Here is a 15149-nt window from a genome sequence, read left to right as displayed (position 1 = left end):
GAACCGTGCCACGTGGTGACGGTCGACTCAATCACGATCTACTTCCCGGCGAGAAAGGCCCCCAGGACGCGTGTGGCGTCTTCGGTGTCTGGGCTCCGGGTGAAGAGGTCGCAAAGCTCACGTACTTCGGGCTCTACGCCCTCCAGCATCGGGGCCAGGAATCCGCGGGAATCGCGGTCAGCAACGGCTCCCAGATCCTCGTCTTCAAGGACATGGGCCTGGTCTCCCAGGTCTTCGACGAGACCTCGCTCGGTTCGCTCCAGGGTCACATCGCGGTCGGACACGCCCGCTACTCGACCACCGGCGCCTCCGTGTGGGAGAACGCCCAGCCGACGTTCCGCGCCACCGGGCACGGCTCCATCGCGCTCGGCCACAACGGCAACCTCGTCAACACGGCCCAGCTCGCGGAGATGGTCGCCGACCTGCCCAAGCAGGAAGGCGGCCGCACCCCGCGCGTCGCGGCCACCAACGACACCGATCTGCTGACCGCGCTGCTCGCGGCCCAGACGGACGAGGACGGCAAGCCGCTGACCATCGAGGAGGCGGCCCACCAGGTCCTCCCGCAGGTCAAGGGCGCCTTCTCCCTCGTCTTCATGGACGAGCACACCCTCTACGCCGCCCGTGACCCGCAGGGCATCCGCCCGCTGGTGCTCGGCCGCCTGGAGCGGGGCTGGGTCGCCGCGTCCGAGTCCGCCGCCCTCGACATCGTCGGCGCCAGCTACGTCCGCGAGATCGAGCCCGGCGAGTTCGTCGCCATCGACGAGAACGGCCTGCGCACCTCCCGGTTCGCGGACGCGAAGCCCAAGGGCTGTGTCTTCGAGTACGTGTACCTGGCCCGCCCGGACACCGACATCGCCGGCCGGAACGTGTACCTCTCCCGCGTGGAGATGGGCCGCAAGCTCGCCAAGGAAGCCCCGGTCGAGGCCGATCTGGTCATACCGACCCCGGAATCCGGCACGCCGGCCGCGATCGGCTACGCGGAGGCCAGCGGCATCCCGTTCGGCGCGGGGCTCGTGAAGAACGCGTACGTCGGCCGTACATTCATCCAGCCCTCGCAGACGATCCGCCAGCTCGGCATCCGCCTGAAGCTGAACCCGCTGAAGGAAGTCATCAAGGGCAAGCGCCTGGTCGTCGTCGACGACTCGATCGTGCGCGGCAACACCCAGCGCGCCCTGGTCCGCATGCTCCGCGAGGCGGGCGCGGCCGAGGTCCACATCCGGATCTCCTCGCCGCCCGTGAAGTGGCCGTGCTTCTTCGGCATCGACTTCGCCACCCGCGCCGAGCTCATCGCCAACGGCATGACCATCGAGGAGATCGGCACCTCGCTGGGCGCCGACTCGCTGGCGTACATCTCCATCGACGGCATGATCGAGGCGACCACCATCGCCAAGCCGAACCTGTGCCGCGCCTGCTTCGACGGTGAGTACCCGATGGAGCTCCCGGACCCCGAGCTGCTCGGCAAGCAGCTCCTGGAGACCGAGCTCGCGGCCGGCACGGCCGCCCCGGCTGCCGTCGACGCGATCCGTCGCCCGTAAGCCCCGTAGAACCCAACCCGAAAGATCCCAGGCAATGTCTGAGACTGCCCTTCCCGGTGCTTCCTACGCGGCTGCCGGCGTCGACATCGAAGCGGGAGACCGCGCGGTCGAGCTGATGAAGGAGTGGGTGAAGAAGACCCAGCGCCCCGAGGTCCTCGGCGGCCTCGGCGGTTTCGCCGGCCTCTTCGACGCCTCCGCCCTCAAGCGCTACGAGCGCCCGCTGCTCGCCTCCGCCACCGACGGCGTCGGCACCAAGGTCGACATCGCGCGCCAGATGGGCGTCTACGACACCATCGGCCACGACCTGGTCGCCATGGTCATGGACGACATCGTGGTGTGCGGCGCCGAGCCGCTGTTCATGACCGACTACATCTGTGTCGGCAAGGTCCACCCCGAGCGGGTCGCCGCCATCGTCAAGGGCATCGCCGAGGGCTGTGTGCTCGCCGGATGCGCCCTGGTGGGCGGTGAGACGGCCGAGCACCCGGGCCTGCTGGGCGAGGACGACTTCGACGTCGCCGGCGCCGGTACGGGCGTCGTGGAGGCCGACCGGCTGCTGGGCGCCGATCGCATCCGTAAGGGTGACGCGGTGGTCGCCATGGCGGCGTCCGGTCTTCACTCGAACGGGTACTCGCTCGTCCGGCACGTCCTGCTGAACCAGGCCGGTCTTGCCCTGGACACGCGGATCGACGAGCTGGGCCGCACCCTCGGCGAGGAGCTGCTGGAGCCCACCAAGATCTACTCGCTGGACTGCCTGGCCCTCACCCGCACCACCGAGGTGCACGCCTTCAGCCATGTCACGGGTGGTGGCCTCGCGGCCAACCTGGCCCGGGTGATCCCGGACGGCCTGCACGCGATCGTCGACCGCACCACCTGGACCCCGGCCCCGATCTTCGACCTCGTCGGCACCACCGGCTCCGTCGAGCGCCTGGAGCTGGAGAAGACGCTGAACATGGGCGTCGGCATGATCGCGATCGTGCCCGAGGAGTCCACGGACGCCGCCCTGGCGACACTGGCCGACCGCGGGGTCGAGGCATGGGTCGCGGGCGAGATCACGGACAGGGGCGAGCACGAGACGGGCGCCGCCCTGGTCGGCGACTACTCCGCCTGATATCCCCCGCAGGCAGCACAGAACCCGGTCGGTGACCGGAGTCACCGACCGGGTGAGTGCTCAGTGCGAGGTCAAGCGCCGCGACGCTGCTGCGAGGATCCCTCGTCGTCCTCGTCGTCGTCGCCGTCCTCATAGAGGTCGGCGTACCGCGAATACAGGTCGTCGTCCTGCTCATCGTCCTCGAAACGATCGCCGTTCGGCGACTGGTTCGATGTCGATGCGCCCAGCTCTTCAGCCAGGCGTGAGAGGTCAGTCCCACCGCTGTTGTACTTCAGCTGGCGGGCGACCTTCGTCTGCTTGGCCTTGGCCCGGCCGCGCCCCATGGCTCGACCCCCTCAACGACGGGGCTCGACGGCCCCAGAGTCTGACACGCGTTCATGATCCGGAACGGACTCTCCATGGAGAGGCCGGTCCGTAGGGCTTCCACGGTACCTGAGCCCGCGCCCATACGGTACGTCGCCCGCAGCACGCGCGTGTGCACAGGACCTTCGAGGCGCCCCGTCCTCGCTGGTCAACCGCGATTTTAACCACTTATCGACGGTCGACCCGCCGGTGAAAGTGAGAGTTCTCTCCAACTGCCCACCGGCGGGTACCGGCCAAACCCGTGTCATGGGTCGGGTCCGTTCGGCCGAACGGGCGGATCAGAGCGCCCCGCGGGCCTCCGCCATCCGCTGCTCGGCGATCCGGTCGGCCGCGGCAGCCGGCGGAATCCCGTCCGTCTTCGCACGTGCGAATATGGCCAGCGTGGTGTCGTAGATCTTCGCGGCCTTCGCCTTGCAGCGGTCGAAGTCGAAGCCGTGCAGCTCGTCGGCGACCTGGATGACACCGCCGGCGTTCACCACGTAGTCGGGCGCGTAGAGGATCCCGCGGTCGGCGAGGTCCTTCTCCACACCCGGGTGGGCGAGCTGGTTGTTGGCCGCGCCGCACACCACCCTGGCGGTCAGCGCCGGCACGGTGTCGTCGTTCAGGGCTCCGCCGAGCGCGCAGGGGGCGTAGATGTCGAGGTCCTCGGCGCGGATCAGCGTCGCGGTGTCCGCGACTGCCGTGACGCCCGTCGGGTGAGCCGCGAGGATCCGGCCGACGGCCTCCTCGCGCACGTCCGTGACGACGACCTCGGCGCCCTCCGCGCGCAGGTGCTCGACCAGGTGGTGGCCGACCTTGCCGACGCCCGCGATGCCGACCTTGCGGCCGCGCAGGGAGGGGTCGCCCCACAGGTGCTGGGCGCTGGCCCGCATGCCCTGGTAGACGCCGAAGGCGGTCAGCACGGAGGAGTCGCCCGCGCCGCCGTTCTGCGGGGAGCGCCCGGTCGTCCAGCGGCACTCGCGGGCCACGACGTCCATGTCGGCGACGTACGTACCGACGTCGCACGCGGTGACGTACCGCCCGCCGAGCGAGGCGACGAACCGGCCGTAGGCCAGCAGCAGCTCGTCGGACTTGATCTTCTCGGGGTCGCCGATGATGACGGCCTTGCCGCCGCCGTGGTCGAGACCGGCCATGGCGTTCTTGTAGGACATCCCGCGCGCGAGGTTCAGCGCGTCGGCGACGGCCTCTTCCTCGGTCGCGTACGGGTAGAAGCGCGTGCCGCCGAGGGCGGGGCCCAGAGCGGTGGAATGGATGGCGATGACGGCCTTGAGGCCACTGGCGCGGTCCTGGCAGAGCACGACTTGCTCATGACCCCCCTGGTCCGAGTGGAACAGGGTGTGCAGGACGCCGTGTGTTACGTCGGTCACTGTGGTGACTCCTGAGTACTTGCGGCGAAAGGAGCTGGCTCCCGTACGGGTGGCGGGGGCTGTGAGCATGAGATTAGACCCGTGAGCGCCCGCTGAACCCGCAGTGCTCAGGATCACCTACTCCCGGAGTACAACCGTGCGACGATTTGCATAGTTTTCCCGCCCGTTTGTGAGCGGGTTTCGCAGGTTTTCCTGGCAGACGGCGGGGGAGGGAGCAGGCGTGCCCAAGGTGTCCTCGGTGATCGTCCCGTACGCGACCTATCTGCGGGTGTACGAGCCGCTGGCCGCCTTCCCCGAGCCGGAGCGCGGCCACTGGGACCGCTATGCCCGCCGCCCCGACCGTCCCTCGTACCAGGACGAACTGCGCCGCTCCCTGGCGGACTTGCTGCCGACCCCGCCGATCCCCGTGCCGGTGCACGAGAGCAGCGACGCCTTCGTACTGGAGGTGGACGGGGTGCTGTGCGTGTGTCCCTGGCGGACCCGGCTGCGCGGCTGGCAGGCGCTCGGGGAGCTGGCCGAGGAACTGCCGAGGGCGGTCCTGGACGCGGTGCTGCCGGAGGTCGTACGGCGGCAGGCGGCCCAGGACTACGAGCGGTGGCTGGCCCGCAACCCGGACGCCCGGCCCTGGATCCGCACCTCGACCTGGCAGGTGCCGCTGCATTGGTTCGTGCTCGTGTCCGACGAGGAGCGGCGCTTCGACAAGGGCTCGGGCGAGGTCCCGCCGATGCTGCGCTACCGGACGCCGATGGTGGAGGCGCGGCGGCGGGTGGCGCGGGCTCTGCGGACGTTGAGGGACGCCATCGACGAAGGGCCGCTCATCGACGGACTGGTGGACGTCGGGCGCTGGCTGGAGGAGTTCCACCCGCGTTCCCTGGTCGAGCTGGACTACGGCGGTCTGGTGCACGCCCTGCCGGCCGGGGAGCTGGAGGACGACCACTCGGCGGCCGACGTGGCCCACGGCATCGACGCGCTGCGGCGCGGCGACGGGGCGGCGGCGGGGGAGGCCTACGGGCGGCTCGTGGAGCGGTGGCGGTCCGTGCGCGACCGGCAGTCGGCGAACTGAGCGGTCGGCGAACCGAGCGGTCGGGTGTGACGTGTCGCCGAGGCCGGTGTGACGTAGCGCACTGCGTGACATAACGAACTGGCGTTTGACGGCCCGCCCGATTTGGGGTTTCGTGCTCGTTCTGGGGTTCTTGATGCCTCGTCAACAAGGGATGTAGGGCCCGATCCGGGCGTATGCATCAAGGGGGCTTCAACGCGCGTAAGCGTGATGGACCGCACGTACGCGGCCCTTGCGCCCCTAACCCCCCCTCGTGCCAAAATAGGACAAGGAGTCCGGGGAGGACTCCAGCTCGACATTGCACGCTTTGGGGGGTCTTGAGACTCCTGCACGCCACTGTGACTGATCGTCACAGTGGCGTGACTGTCCGCTATGGCATGGTCCATCGGCTTCCGTCGCTGATGAACACCTGGGAGGGCAATTCCATCGGTTTGGCCGACGCGGCTGGACAGATGGTGTAGTTGTAGTGCCGAGGACAAGCCGTTCGTCCTATAACCGACTCGACTCGCGTCCGCCATTTCGGGCAACGCGGGTCAAGGTGCAGAATTTAGAGGAAAGAACCGAGAAGGTTCGGTTCTCCCGAGGAGGCCGCTCATGACCGCTCGCACCCCTGATGCCGAGCCGCTGCTGACCCCGGCTGAGGTCGCCACCATGTTCCGTGTGGACCCGAAGACGGTCACGCGGTGGGCGAAGGCTGGGAAGCTCACTTCCATCCGCACGCTCGGCGGGCATCGCCGCTACCGCGAGGCCGAGGTCCGCGCACTGCTCGCGGGCATCCCGCAGCAGCGCAGCGAGGCCTGAACAACTCCATAACCGGGCAAACCGGCAGTTCCCCCAACTCGCCGTGGCGCCCGAACTCTAGCTCCAAGCGACGCGGGTTCTGCCCCAACAGAACTCACGCCCAAGCCGATCAGAGCACTTGAGGCACGCAACAAGGGTGCGTCGTGGATCGCGCTGGACTCCGCCGGGTCCAGCGCGATCCTTTTTTGTGTGCGCAGAGTGTTGGGGCCGGGGGTTCGAGTGCCGGCCGGTGACCGGCCGTCGGCCCTGTGGACGGGCCCGCCGAGGGCCGGCCGCGCGGGTTGGAGCTCCTGTGGGCCTGCCCGGGATGGTCGCTCAGCGTGCACGGGGTGAACACGGGAAGCTGGTGCAATTGCACATATTAAATTGACCACTTGTAGGCGGGGTGTAAGTACCGCACTTCCGGAAACTCATGCGGTGACACCCGTCACATGCCCCGGTTCTTGTTGCCGCTGGCCCCGGTGCGCTAAAGGGGTGCGGGTGTGTCAGCGCCCCATGGCGGCACGGGAGTTGAGACCCGCGACGCCCGCCTCGGCGGTCACGCGGTGGAAGGGCTTTCTCCGTCCGCCACCTGGTCTTCGGCCGCCTGGGCGGCGCCCGGCGGGGAGTCCATCGCCAGCCGTAGCAGGCGATGGCAGATCGGGCAGTGACGGGTCAGGTGCCGTCGGTAGGAGGAGGCGGCGGACAGGTGTGCGCGGAGCAGGGCCCGCGTCTCGTGCCTAACCGATGCCGCCATACGCCACCTCCGGGGCTGCGCGGGAAGGTGCCCTGATTCGTGAGTACCGAGCGAATGTGACTCCGTCAAGGTGGCCGGGGGCCCTGCCGGGCGCGGCCGTCGCTTTCCGCGCCGGGTCCGTGCGCCGGGATGTCACCGAACCTGCCGGGACACGAAGAAGGCCCGCATCCTCGCGGATGCGGGCCTTCTTCTTTCTGCGGTCCTGACGGGATTTGAACCCGCGGCCTCCACCTTGACAGGGTGGCGAGCACTCCAAACTGCTCCACAGGACCAGGTTTCGCTGCGCGATTTGTGCGTTGCGCTGCGAGAAGAGACTGTACAGGAGGGTGAGCCCCTGGTCGAACTCACCCAACGTGCACGGCCCGTTACGGCGCCAGCGCGTCGATCGCCTTCACGATCCGCTTGTCCGAGACCGGGTACGCCGTGCCGAGCGCGTGGGCGAAATAGCTCACCCGCAGCTCCTCCAGCATCCAGCGGACGTCCAGGACCTGCTGCGGGACGGGGCGGCCCTGCGGCATCTGCTCCAGCAGCCAGGCGTACTCGTCCTGCATCTCGTGGACCTTCTGCATGCGCGTCGTGTCCCGCTGCACGTTGGTCGGCATCTGCTGGAGACGGCGGTCCACCGCGATCAGGTACCGCATCAGGTCCGGCAGCCGGCGCAGACCCGCCTCCGTCACGAAACCCGGCCTCACGAGGGCGTCCAGCTGCTTGCGGACGTCCGTGAGGTTCGCCAGCAGGGCTGGACTGCTCACCGCCTTCAGACGGCGCTCAGCGGCCTGCCAGGCGGCCAGGACCTGCTGCACCTGGCCCACCGTACGGACCGTCGTGTCGACGATCTCGGCGCGCACCTTCTCGTACAGCTTCCGGTACGACTCCTCGTCCCAGGCAGGGCCGCCGAAGTCGCCGACCAGCTTGTCCGCCGCCGCCCGCGCACAGTCGTCGAACAGGGCCTGCATCGAACCGTGGGGGTTGGCCGACAGCGCCAGCTTCTGGGCGTTCGTCAGGTGGTCGCTCGCGAACTTCGCCGGATTGACCGGGATGTTGCGCAGGATCAGCCGCCGCGTGCCCCGCCACATCGCCTGCTGCTGCTCCGCCTCCGTGTCGAAGAGCCGGACCGAGACCGTGTCACCGTCGTCCACCAGCGCCGGATAGGCCTTCACCGGCTGCCCGGCCCGCCGTGTCTCGAAGACCCGGCTCAGCGTGCCGATCGTCCAGTCCGTCAGGCCCGTGCGCTCCAGCGACTCCCCGCCCTGACGGGACGCGGTGGCCGCGGCGGCCTGCGACAGGGCCTTGCGGGCCTTCGGCTTCAGACGCAGCCGCAGCGCCTCCAGGTCCTTGTCCTCGGCGAGCTTGCGACGCCGCTCGTCGACGACCCGGAACGTGACGCGCAGATGGTCCGGGACCTTCGCCCAGTCGAAGTCGTCCGCGGTGAAGGGCACCCCGACCATGCGCTTCAACTCGCGCGCCATGGTCACCGTCAGCGGCTCCTGCCCGGGGACCGCCTGCTGCAGGAACCGCTTGGCGAAGTTCGGCGCCGGCACGTAGTTGCGACGGATCGGCTTCGGCAGGGAACGGATCAGCTCCGTCACCAACTCCTCGCGCAGGCCGGGGATCTGCCAGTCGAACCCCTCGTCGGTGACCTGGTTCAGCACCTGGAGCGGGATGTGGACCGTCACGCCGTCCGCGTCCGCACCCGGCTCGAACTGGTACGTCACCCGGAACTTCAGCGCCCCCTGCCGCCAGGAGTCCGGATAGTCCGCCTTCGTGACCGCCTCGGCCGACTCCCGGATGAGCATCTCGCGCTCGAAGTCCAGGAAGTCCGGCTGCTCATGCCGCTTGCGCTTCCACCACGAGTCGAAGTGCGCCCCGGACACCACGTGCTCGGGGACCTTCTGGTCGTAGAAGTCGAACAGCGTCTCGTCGTCGACCACGATGTCCCGGCGCCGCGCCCGGTGCTCCAGCTCCTCGACCTCGCTGAGGAGTCTGCGGTTGTCCGCGAAGAACTTGTGGTGCGTGCGCCAGTCGCCCTCGACCAGCGCGTTGCGGATGAAAAGCTCGCGGCTGACCTCCGGATCGATCCGGCCGTAGTTCACCTTGCGCTGCGCGACGATCGGGACGCCGTACAGCGTCACCTTCTCGTACGCCATCACCGCCGCCTGGTCCTTCTCCCAGTGCGGCTCGGAGTACGTGCGCTTGAGGAGGTGCTCGGCGAGCGGTTCGACCCACTCGGGCTCGATCCTCGCGTTGACCCGGGCCCACAGCCGGGAGGTCTCCACCAGCTCGGCCGACATCACGAACCGCGGCGGCTTCTTGAACAGGGCCGAACCCGGGAAGATCGCGAACTTGGCGTTCCGGGCGCCCAGGTACTCGTTGCGACCGCCGTCCTTGCGGGCGCCGGGACCGGAGTCCTTCGACTCCTTCACGTCCTTCATGCCGATGTGCGACAGCAGACCGGCCAGCAGGGAGACGTGGACCCGGTCGGCGGGGGCGTCCTCCTCGTTGAGGTGGATGCCCATCTGCTTGGCCACCGTGCGCAGTTGGCTGTAGATGTCCTGCCACTCGCGAATGCGAAGGAAGTTCAGGTACTCCTGCTTGCACATCCGCCGGAACGACGACGAACCGCGCTCGCGCTGCTGCTCACGGACGTAACGCCACAGGTTCAGGAACGCGAGGAAGTCACTCGTCTCGTCCTTGAACCGGGCGTGCTGCTGATCGGCCTGCGCCTGCTTGTCGGCCGGGCGCTCACGCGGGTCCTGGATGGACAGCGCGGCCGCTATGACCATGACCTCACGCACACAGCCGTTGCGGTCGGCCTCCAGCACCATGCGGGCGAGCCGCGGGTCGACCGGCAGCTGGGCGAGTTTGCGGCCGGTGTCCGTCAGCCGCTTGCGTACGTCCTTCTGCGTCGGGTCCAGCGCCCCCAGCTCCTGCAGGAGCTGCACGCCGTCGCGGATGTTGCGGTGGTCCGGCGGATCGATGAAGGGGAACTTCTCGATGTCGCCGAGGCCGGCCGCCGTCATCTGGAGGATCACCGAGGCCAGGTTGGTGCGCAGGATCTCGGCGTCCGTGAACTCCGGACGGGCGAGGAAGTCGTCCTCCGAGTACAGCCGGATGCAGATGCCGTCGCTGGTCCGGCCGCAGCGGCCCTTGCGCTGGTTCGCGCTCGCCTGCGAGATCGGCTCGATGGGCAGCCGCTGCACCTTCGTACGGTGGCTGTAGCGGCTGATCCGGGCGAAGCCGGGATCGATGACGTACTTGATGCCCGGGACCGTCAGCGACGTCTCCGCCACGTTGGTCGCCAGAACGATCCTGCGTCCGGTGTGCGGCTGGAAGACCCGGTGCTGCTCGGCATGGGAGAGCCGGGCGTACAACGGCAGGATCTCGGTGAACCGGTACTGCTTCTTCGTCAGCGCGTCCGCCGTGTCCCGGATCTCCCGCTCACCGGAGAGGAAGACGAGGATGTCGCCCTTGCCCTCGCCCATGAGCTCCTCGACGGCATCCGTGATCGCGGTGATCTGATCACGGTCGGAGTCGTCGGAGTCCTCCTCGAGCAGGGGGCGATACCGCACCTCCACCGGGTACGTCCGTCCGCTGACCTCGATGATCGGCGCGTCCCCGAAGTGCCGGGAGAAACGCTCGGGATCGATGGTCGCCGAGGTGATGACGACCTTCAGGTCGGGCCGCCTCGGCAGCAGCTGGGCCAGGTACCCCAGCAGGAAGTCGATGTTCAGGGACCGCTCGTGCGCCTCGTCGATGATGATCGTGTCGTAGGCGCGCAGCTCGCGGTCGGTCTGGATCTCGGCGAGGAGGATGCCGTCCGTCATCAGCTTGATGAACGTGGCCTCCGGGTTCACCTGGTCGGTGAAGCGGACCTTCCAGCCCACGGCCTCACCCAGCGGGGAGTCCAGCTCCTGTGCCACCCGCTCTGCGACCGTACGGGCGGCGATACGCCGGGGCTGCGTGTGCCCGATCATGCCGCGCACGCCCCGCCCCAGCTCAAGACAGATCTTCGGGATCTGCGTCGTCTTGCCGGAACCCGTCTCACCGGCGACGATCACGACCTGGTGGTCGCGGATGGCCGCCGCGATGTCGTCCTTCTTCTGACTGACGGGCAGCTGTTCCGGATACCGGACAGCGGGCACACGGCCGCGCCGGGCGGCGATCCGCTCCTCGCCCTTCGCGACCTCGGCCTCGATCTCGGCGAGCACGGCGGCCCGTGCCTCCGGCTTACGGATCTTGCGGGCACCGTCGAGCCGCCGCCCGAGCCGCTGCGCGTCACGCAGCGAGAGCTCGTTCAGACGGGGGGCGAGGGCGCCGAGGGCGGGGGCGGGATGCGTAGACATACGCGGTCCAGGATCTCATCCCACCGAAATCCCTGGCGAACGCTTTTGCCCTCGCCGCACCGGACGGGCCGACCGGGTGGGCCATGTGCCGTGACTTCGGTCATGGGCGCGTGGTGGAGCGCGCCGAAGGTGCTCAGTCGAGGATGCCCAGCGCGGTGTCCGGGCGGCAGTGCGGGCAGTGCGGCACGCCCTGCTCCGTGAGGGCGCGCAGCGCCTGGTCCCGTGTGATGCCCTTCGACCGCTTGCCGGCGTTCCAGCAGCCGCCGATGTGGACGTAGGCGGGGGCCCGTCCGGACAGGCCCCGTTCGAGAAGCCATTCCGGCGGCGTCGGGCGGGCGTTCATGCCGCGCTGCCGCTCGGCGTCGCGCCGTTCCTCGTCCGCGATCCACCGGCGGGTGCGCTCCAGGTCCCTGAGCTGCACCCGCTCCAGGAAGCGGAGCAGCACGAGTCTCGACGGGACAGGGTCGTTCACATGTTCGATTCTATGCGCTGAGGCGTCCCCGAGGTGAACACGGCCCGCTGTTCGCCGGTCAACCGCCGCGGTGACATCACCTGGCGTACCCGAGGGCGTACCCGACACGAAAACGGCCCCACCGAAGATCTTCGGTGGGGCCGTATGCCCTGGTGGGGCTGACGGTGGCTGGGGCCGGGGTCGAACCGGCGACCTTCCGCTTTTCAGGCGGACGCTCGTACCAACTGAGCTACCCAGCCGTCGAGGCTTTGGGTAAAGCCTCAGCGGTCCTGACGGGATTTGAACCCGCGGCCTCCACCTTGACAGGGTGGCGAGCACTCCAAACTGCTCCACAGGACCAAGCGATGTGTACGACAGTGTCGCACACGATGTTGCGTGCCCCCAACGGGATTCGAACCCGTGCTACCGCCTTGAAAGGGCGGCGTCCTAGGCCGCTAGACGATGAGGGCTATCGGCCCGCCTGGGCGCTTCTCAGCGCGTCGGGGACGTGAGAAGCATATGGGATGGCGGGAGGTATCGCCAAAACGGTTTACGGGGAGGGGCTGACAGGGGCGGTCGGGGAGTCGGTCGCGCTGGGTTGGTTCTCCTCGACGAGGTGGCGCCTCACCTCCGCCGTCGTCAGTCCGAGACCGCCCAGTTCGATCTCGTCCCAGGCCTGGAGGCGGCGGGTGTCGCGGTCGAAGTAGAGGATCGAGGTCTGGATGGGGTCGGGGTGCTTGCCCTCGACGGCACGCAGGCCGCTGCCCCCGGTGGAGCCCTCGATGCGCAGGCGGGTGCCGTACGGGAGGAGTTCCATCTCCTGGTGGTGGACGTGGCCGGCCAGGACGAGGGGGACCTCGCCGTCGGTCTGCCGGGCGGCGACCGGTTCGTGGGCGACGGCGACGTCGACGGGGGTGCCGGCGGTCTTCTGGTCGCGCAGGGCGGTGGCGAGGCGGGCGCCGGCCAGTTCGTTGGCGGCGTCGCCGCCGGGGACCGTGGAGCGGTCGGGGGTGAACTGGGGGTCGCCGATGCCGGCGAAGCGCAGCCCGGCGACGTTCTTCGCCCCGCCGTCGTCCAGGACGTGGACGTTCTTCAGGCCCCGCAGGTAGCGCTGGGTCTCCCGGGAGTCGTGGTTGCCGCGGACCCAGACGTAGGGGGCGCCGAGGTCCTCGATGGGGTCGAGGAAGCCGTTCTCGGCGGCGGTGCCGTGGTCCATGGTGTCGCCGGAGTCGACGATCACGTTGACCTCGTACTGGTCGACGAGCGAGGCGATGATCTTCCAGCTCGCCGGGTTGAGGTGGATGTCGGAGACGTGCAGGACGCGGATGGTGCTCGGGTCGGGGGCGTAGGCGGGGAGCGTGGAGGTGGCGTCGTAGAGCTTGGTCACATTGGTGACCAGGCGGGCCAACTCCTTCTGGTAGACGTCGAATTCGGTGACGATGCTGCGTGCGTTGCCGACCACGGACGGCGCGGAGGAGAGCAGGCCCGAGAACTTCGGTTCCAGGACCGAGTCGGGGTTCCAGGTGGCGAAGGCGGTGCCGCCGGAGGCCGCCAGGACGGTGAGGGCGAGACCGCCGGCGGCCAGGGCGCGGCGGGGGCGGCGGTGGATCGCGAGGCTGAGGGCGGCGGCTCCGGTGACGACGGCGACGCAGCTGCGCAGGGCGAGGTCGCGGGTGCCGTCGGTGATGTCCTGGGCGATCTCGTCCTGGAGGCCGGAGAGCCGTTCGGGGTGGTCGACGAGGGCTTGGGCGCGTTCGGGGTCGAGCTGGTCGACGTTGACGTCCAGGCGGACGGGTGCGATGTGGCTGTCCAGTTGGAGTGCGCCGAGCGGGGAGATGTTGATCTTCGTGCCGCCCGTGAGGGAGGGACGCAGGGTCATCGTGGTGTTCATGGGGCCGACGGGGACGCGTACGTTGCCGACGACGAGCAGGCCGAGCCAGGTGCCGAGGAGGACGACGGTGACCAGGCCGACGGCGCGGGTCCAGGGGTGGGGCCGGGTGGTGAGTTCCGGGGTGGGGTGGGGCCGGTGGGTGGCGTAGCGGCGGGCGAGGGCGCGGGGCGCCCTGGGGAGGTGCCCGAGGACTTTCATGACTGCGGCGGGGACGCGGGCCATTGGTGCCGTATGCCCGGGTGCCGAGCCGGATATGCGGGGCCGTTGGCGGCCTCTTGGCGGGGGGCGTGGCGGACAATGGGCCTGTGCTGGAGATGACGCGCGAGGAGTTCGAGGAACTGGTTGCCGAGGCGCTGGACCGGATTCCGCCGGAGTTGACGCGGTTGATGGACAACGTCGCGGTGTTCGTGGAGGACGAGCCGCCGTCCGACGATCCCGAGCTGCTCGGGTTGTACGAGGGGACGCCGCTGACCGAGCGGGGGGAGTGGTACGCCGGGGTGCTGCCGGACCGCATCACGATCTATCGGGGGCCGACGCTGCGGATGTGCGAGTCCCGGGAGGAGGTCGTCGAGGAGACCGAGGTGACGGTGGTGCACGAGATCGCCCACCACTTCGGGATCGACGACGCCCGGCTGCACGCGCTCGGGTACGGGTGAGCGGGTGCCGGTGAGGGCCTGAGGCCGTGCCGAGGGGCGCGTGTCTTCTTGTGGGCGGCGGGAGTTGGGCAGGTTGACTTCTTCGCCCGCCCCTGGAGGTGGCTTCCGTGCGCCCCTTGTACGTATCCGTCCGTCTGGCCGCCGCGGCTGTGGCCGTGGCTGCCGCCGCCGGCTGTATGAGCGTGGGCGATGACGGCGGTGGGGGTGATGCGAAGCCGTCGCCGTCCGCGGGGCGGCGGGGTGGTGAGGCGCCCGACGGCGGGTCGGCGGTGTCGGGTGGCGGATCCGGGGTCGGGGCGCACGCCGAAGCCGGCAAGCCGCGGCGGGGGAAGGACGGCAAGGGCAAGCGGAAGGGCAAGGAGAAGGAGCGGGCCGCGAGGTCGGCGTCTCCGGCCGTCTCGCCGTCGGCCGGGGTGAGCGCGTCCCCTCCCGCGGCGGGCGGGCCGGGGCAGAGCGCGAAGCCGGGGCCGACGCGTCCGGTCGAGCCGACGCCCACGCGGACGCCGGATCCGGACCCGACGCCGACGGAGCAGCCGACGCCCGTCTCGCCGACGCCCACGCAGGCCGAGCCGTCGTCGTCGGCACATGAGGAGACCGGGCCGCAGTTGGCTCAGCGGGAGCCCGCTCCGGCCGCGGGGGCGCCGGCGTGAGGCGCGGACGGCGGGCTCGGCCGGGTCGGACCGGGTAGCGCCGACGGGGGCGTGGGGGCGGTGGCACGTGACGTTGCCTACATGGGTGACGGCTGGTTTGCCTTCGGGGGTTGGGGGTGCGTATGGTGGTAGATCGTTTGATCCCATTTGCCCGGCGCCACCACAGAGCGCGCCGTGTGGCGCGTACT

The 15149-nt window shown here is 69.5% G+C and carries 12 protein-coding genes and 4 tRNA genes; 6 read left to right on the top strand and 10 right to left on the bottom strand.

Annotated elements, in window-relative coordinates; all coding sequences use genetic code 11:
* Positions 1 to 5: 5 nt before the first annotated feature.
* Positions 6 to 1535, top strand: coding sequence for an amidophosphoribosyltransferase (gene purF, locus ACFYNL_RS15960; RefSeq protein ID WP_388802866.1), 1530 nt, complete (start codon positions 6 to 8; stop codon positions 1533 to 1535).
* Between the two features lie 34 nt (positions 1536 to 1569).
* Positions 1570 to 2643 carry a phosphoribosylformylglycinamidine cyclo-ligase gene (purM, locus tag ACFYNL_RS15955; RefSeq protein WP_388802863.1) on the top strand — a complete coding sequence of 358 codons (1074 nt, stop codon included), beginning with the start codon at positions 1570 to 1572 and terminating at the stop codon, positions 2641 to 2643.
* A 71-nt stretch (positions 2644 to 2714) separates the two neighbouring features.
* On the opposite strand, the gene ACFYNL_RS15950 is transcribed toward purM, so the two are convergent.
* Together ACFYNL_RS15950 and ACFYNL_RS15945 are read right to left on the bottom strand one after the other, a co-directional pair.
* Complete coding sequence (locus tag ACFYNL_RS15950; protein ID WP_388802860.1) at positions 2715 to 2966, bottom strand: DUF3073 domain-containing protein; 252 nt, start codon at positions 2964 to 2966, stop codon at positions 2715 to 2717.
* A 318-nt stretch (positions 2967 to 3284) separates the two neighbouring features.
* Entirely contained in the window at positions 3285 to 4373 is a 1089-nt protein-coding gene (locus ACFYNL_RS15945) for a Leu/Phe/Val dehydrogenase (protein WP_388802857.1), read from the bottom strand.
* 220 nt (positions 4374 to 4593) lie between these two features.
* On the opposite strand from ACFYNL_RS15945, the gene ACFYNL_RS15940 reads away from it, so the two are divergent.
* A complete protein-coding gene (locus ACFYNL_RS15940) occupies positions 4594 to 5436 on the top strand; it encodes a hypothetical protein (protein ID WP_388802855.1) in 843 nt (280 codons plus the stop codon).
* A 591-nt stretch (positions 5437 to 6027) separates the two neighbouring features.
* Positions 6028 to 6234, top strand: a complete 207-nt coding sequence (bldC, locus tag ACFYNL_RS15935; RefSeq protein WP_003949541.1) for a developmental transcriptional regulator BldC — start codon at positions 6028 to 6030, stop codon at positions 6232 to 6234.
* A 538-nt stretch (positions 6235 to 6772) separates the two neighbouring features.
* On the opposite strand, the gene ACFYNL_RS15930 is transcribed toward bldC, so the two are convergent.
* The 8 genes from ACFYNL_RS15930 to ACFYNL_RS15895 all read right to left on the bottom strand — a co-directional run bounded on the left by ACFYNL_RS15930 (position 6773) and on the right by ACFYNL_RS15895 (position 13877).
* Entirely contained in the window at positions 6773 to 6970 is a 198-nt protein-coding gene (locus ACFYNL_RS15930) for a DUF6274 family protein (RefSeq protein WP_388802852.1), read from the bottom strand.
* A 197-nt stretch (positions 6971 to 7167) separates the two neighbouring features.
* A tRNA-Asp gene (locus tag ACFYNL_RS15925) sits at positions 7168 to 7242 on the bottom strand.
* A gap of 93 nt (positions 7243 to 7335) precedes the next feature.
* Positions 7336 to 11313, bottom strand: a complete 3978-nt coding sequence (gene hrpA / locus ACFYNL_RS15920) for an ATP-dependent RNA helicase HrpA (RefSeq protein ID WP_388802849.1) — start codon at positions 11311 to 11313, stop codon at positions 7336 to 7338.
* 133 nt (positions 11314 to 11446) lie between these two features.
* On the bottom strand, positions 11447 to 11785 hold the full coding sequence (locus ACFYNL_RS15915; protein ID WP_388802846.1) for a DUF6233 domain-containing protein: 339 nt from the start codon (positions 11783 to 11785) through the stop codon (positions 11447 to 11449).
* 165 nt (positions 11786 to 11950) lie between these two features.
* Positions 11951 to 12024: transfer RNA gene (locus ACFYNL_RS15910), tRNA-Phe, on the bottom strand.
* Between the two features lie 25 nt (positions 12025 to 12049).
* Positions 12050 to 12124 (bottom strand) — tRNA-Asp (locus ACFYNL_RS15905).
* A gap of 37 nt (positions 12125 to 12161) precedes the next feature.
* Positions 12162 to 12234 (bottom strand) — tRNA-Glu (locus tag ACFYNL_RS15900).
* Positions 12235 to 12314: 80 nt separating this feature from the next.
* Complete coding sequence (locus ACFYNL_RS15895; protein WP_388802843.1) at positions 12315 to 13877, bottom strand: metallophosphoesterase; 1563 nt, start codon at positions 13875 to 13877, stop codon at positions 12315 to 12317.
* Between the two features lie 83 nt (positions 13878 to 13960).
* Here ACFYNL_RS15895 and ACFYNL_RS15890 point away from each other — a divergent pair, with 83 nt between their 5' ends.
* Entirely contained in the window at positions 13961 to 14311 is a 351-nt protein-coding gene (locus ACFYNL_RS15890; protein ID WP_388802840.1) for a metallopeptidase family protein, read from the top strand.
* Positions 14312 to 14418: 107 nt separating this feature from the next.
* Positions 14419 to 14961 carry a hypothetical protein gene (locus ACFYNL_RS15885; RefSeq protein WP_388802838.1) on the top strand — a complete coding sequence of 181 codons (543 nt, stop codon included), beginning with the start codon at positions 14419 to 14421 and terminating at the stop codon, positions 14959 to 14961.
* Positions 14962 to 15149 lie beyond the last annotated feature (188 nt).

Source organism: Streptomyces sp. NPDC007808 (genome assembly GCF_042868655.1).
Taxonomy (GTDB): domain Bacteria; phylum Actinomycetota; class Actinomycetes; order Streptomycetales; family Streptomycetaceae; genus Streptomyces.
This window is presented reverse-complemented; position numbering and strand designations above follow the sequence as displayed.

What these genes read in the sequence shown, in the direction of transcription:
- purM (WP_388802863.1), top strand. Translation starts at nt 1,570, where the DNA reads ATGTCTGAGACTGCCCTTCCCGGTGCTTCCTACGCGGCTGCCGGCGTC.
- ACFYNL_RS15950 (WP_388802860.1), bottom strand. Translation starts at nt 2,966, where the DNA reads ATGGGGCGCGGCCGGGCCAAGGCCAAGCAGACGAAGGTCGCCCGCCAG.
- bldC (WP_003949541.1), top strand. Translation starts at nt 6,028, where the DNA reads ATGACCGCTCGCACCCCTGATGCCGAGCCGCTGCTGACCCCGGCTGAG.
- ACFYNL_RS15930 (WP_388802852.1), bottom strand. Translation starts at nt 6,970, where the DNA reads ATGGCGGCATCGGTTAGGCACGAGACGCGGGCCCTGCTCCGCGCACAC.
- hrpA (WP_388802849.1), bottom strand. Translation starts at nt 11,313, where the DNA reads ATGTCTACGCATCCCGCCCCCGCCCTCGGCGCCCTCGCCCCCCGTCTG.
- ACFYNL_RS15895 (WP_388802843.1), bottom strand. Translation starts at nt 13,877, where the DNA reads ATGGCCCGCGTCCCCGCCGCAGTCATGAAAGTCCTCGGGCACCTCCCC.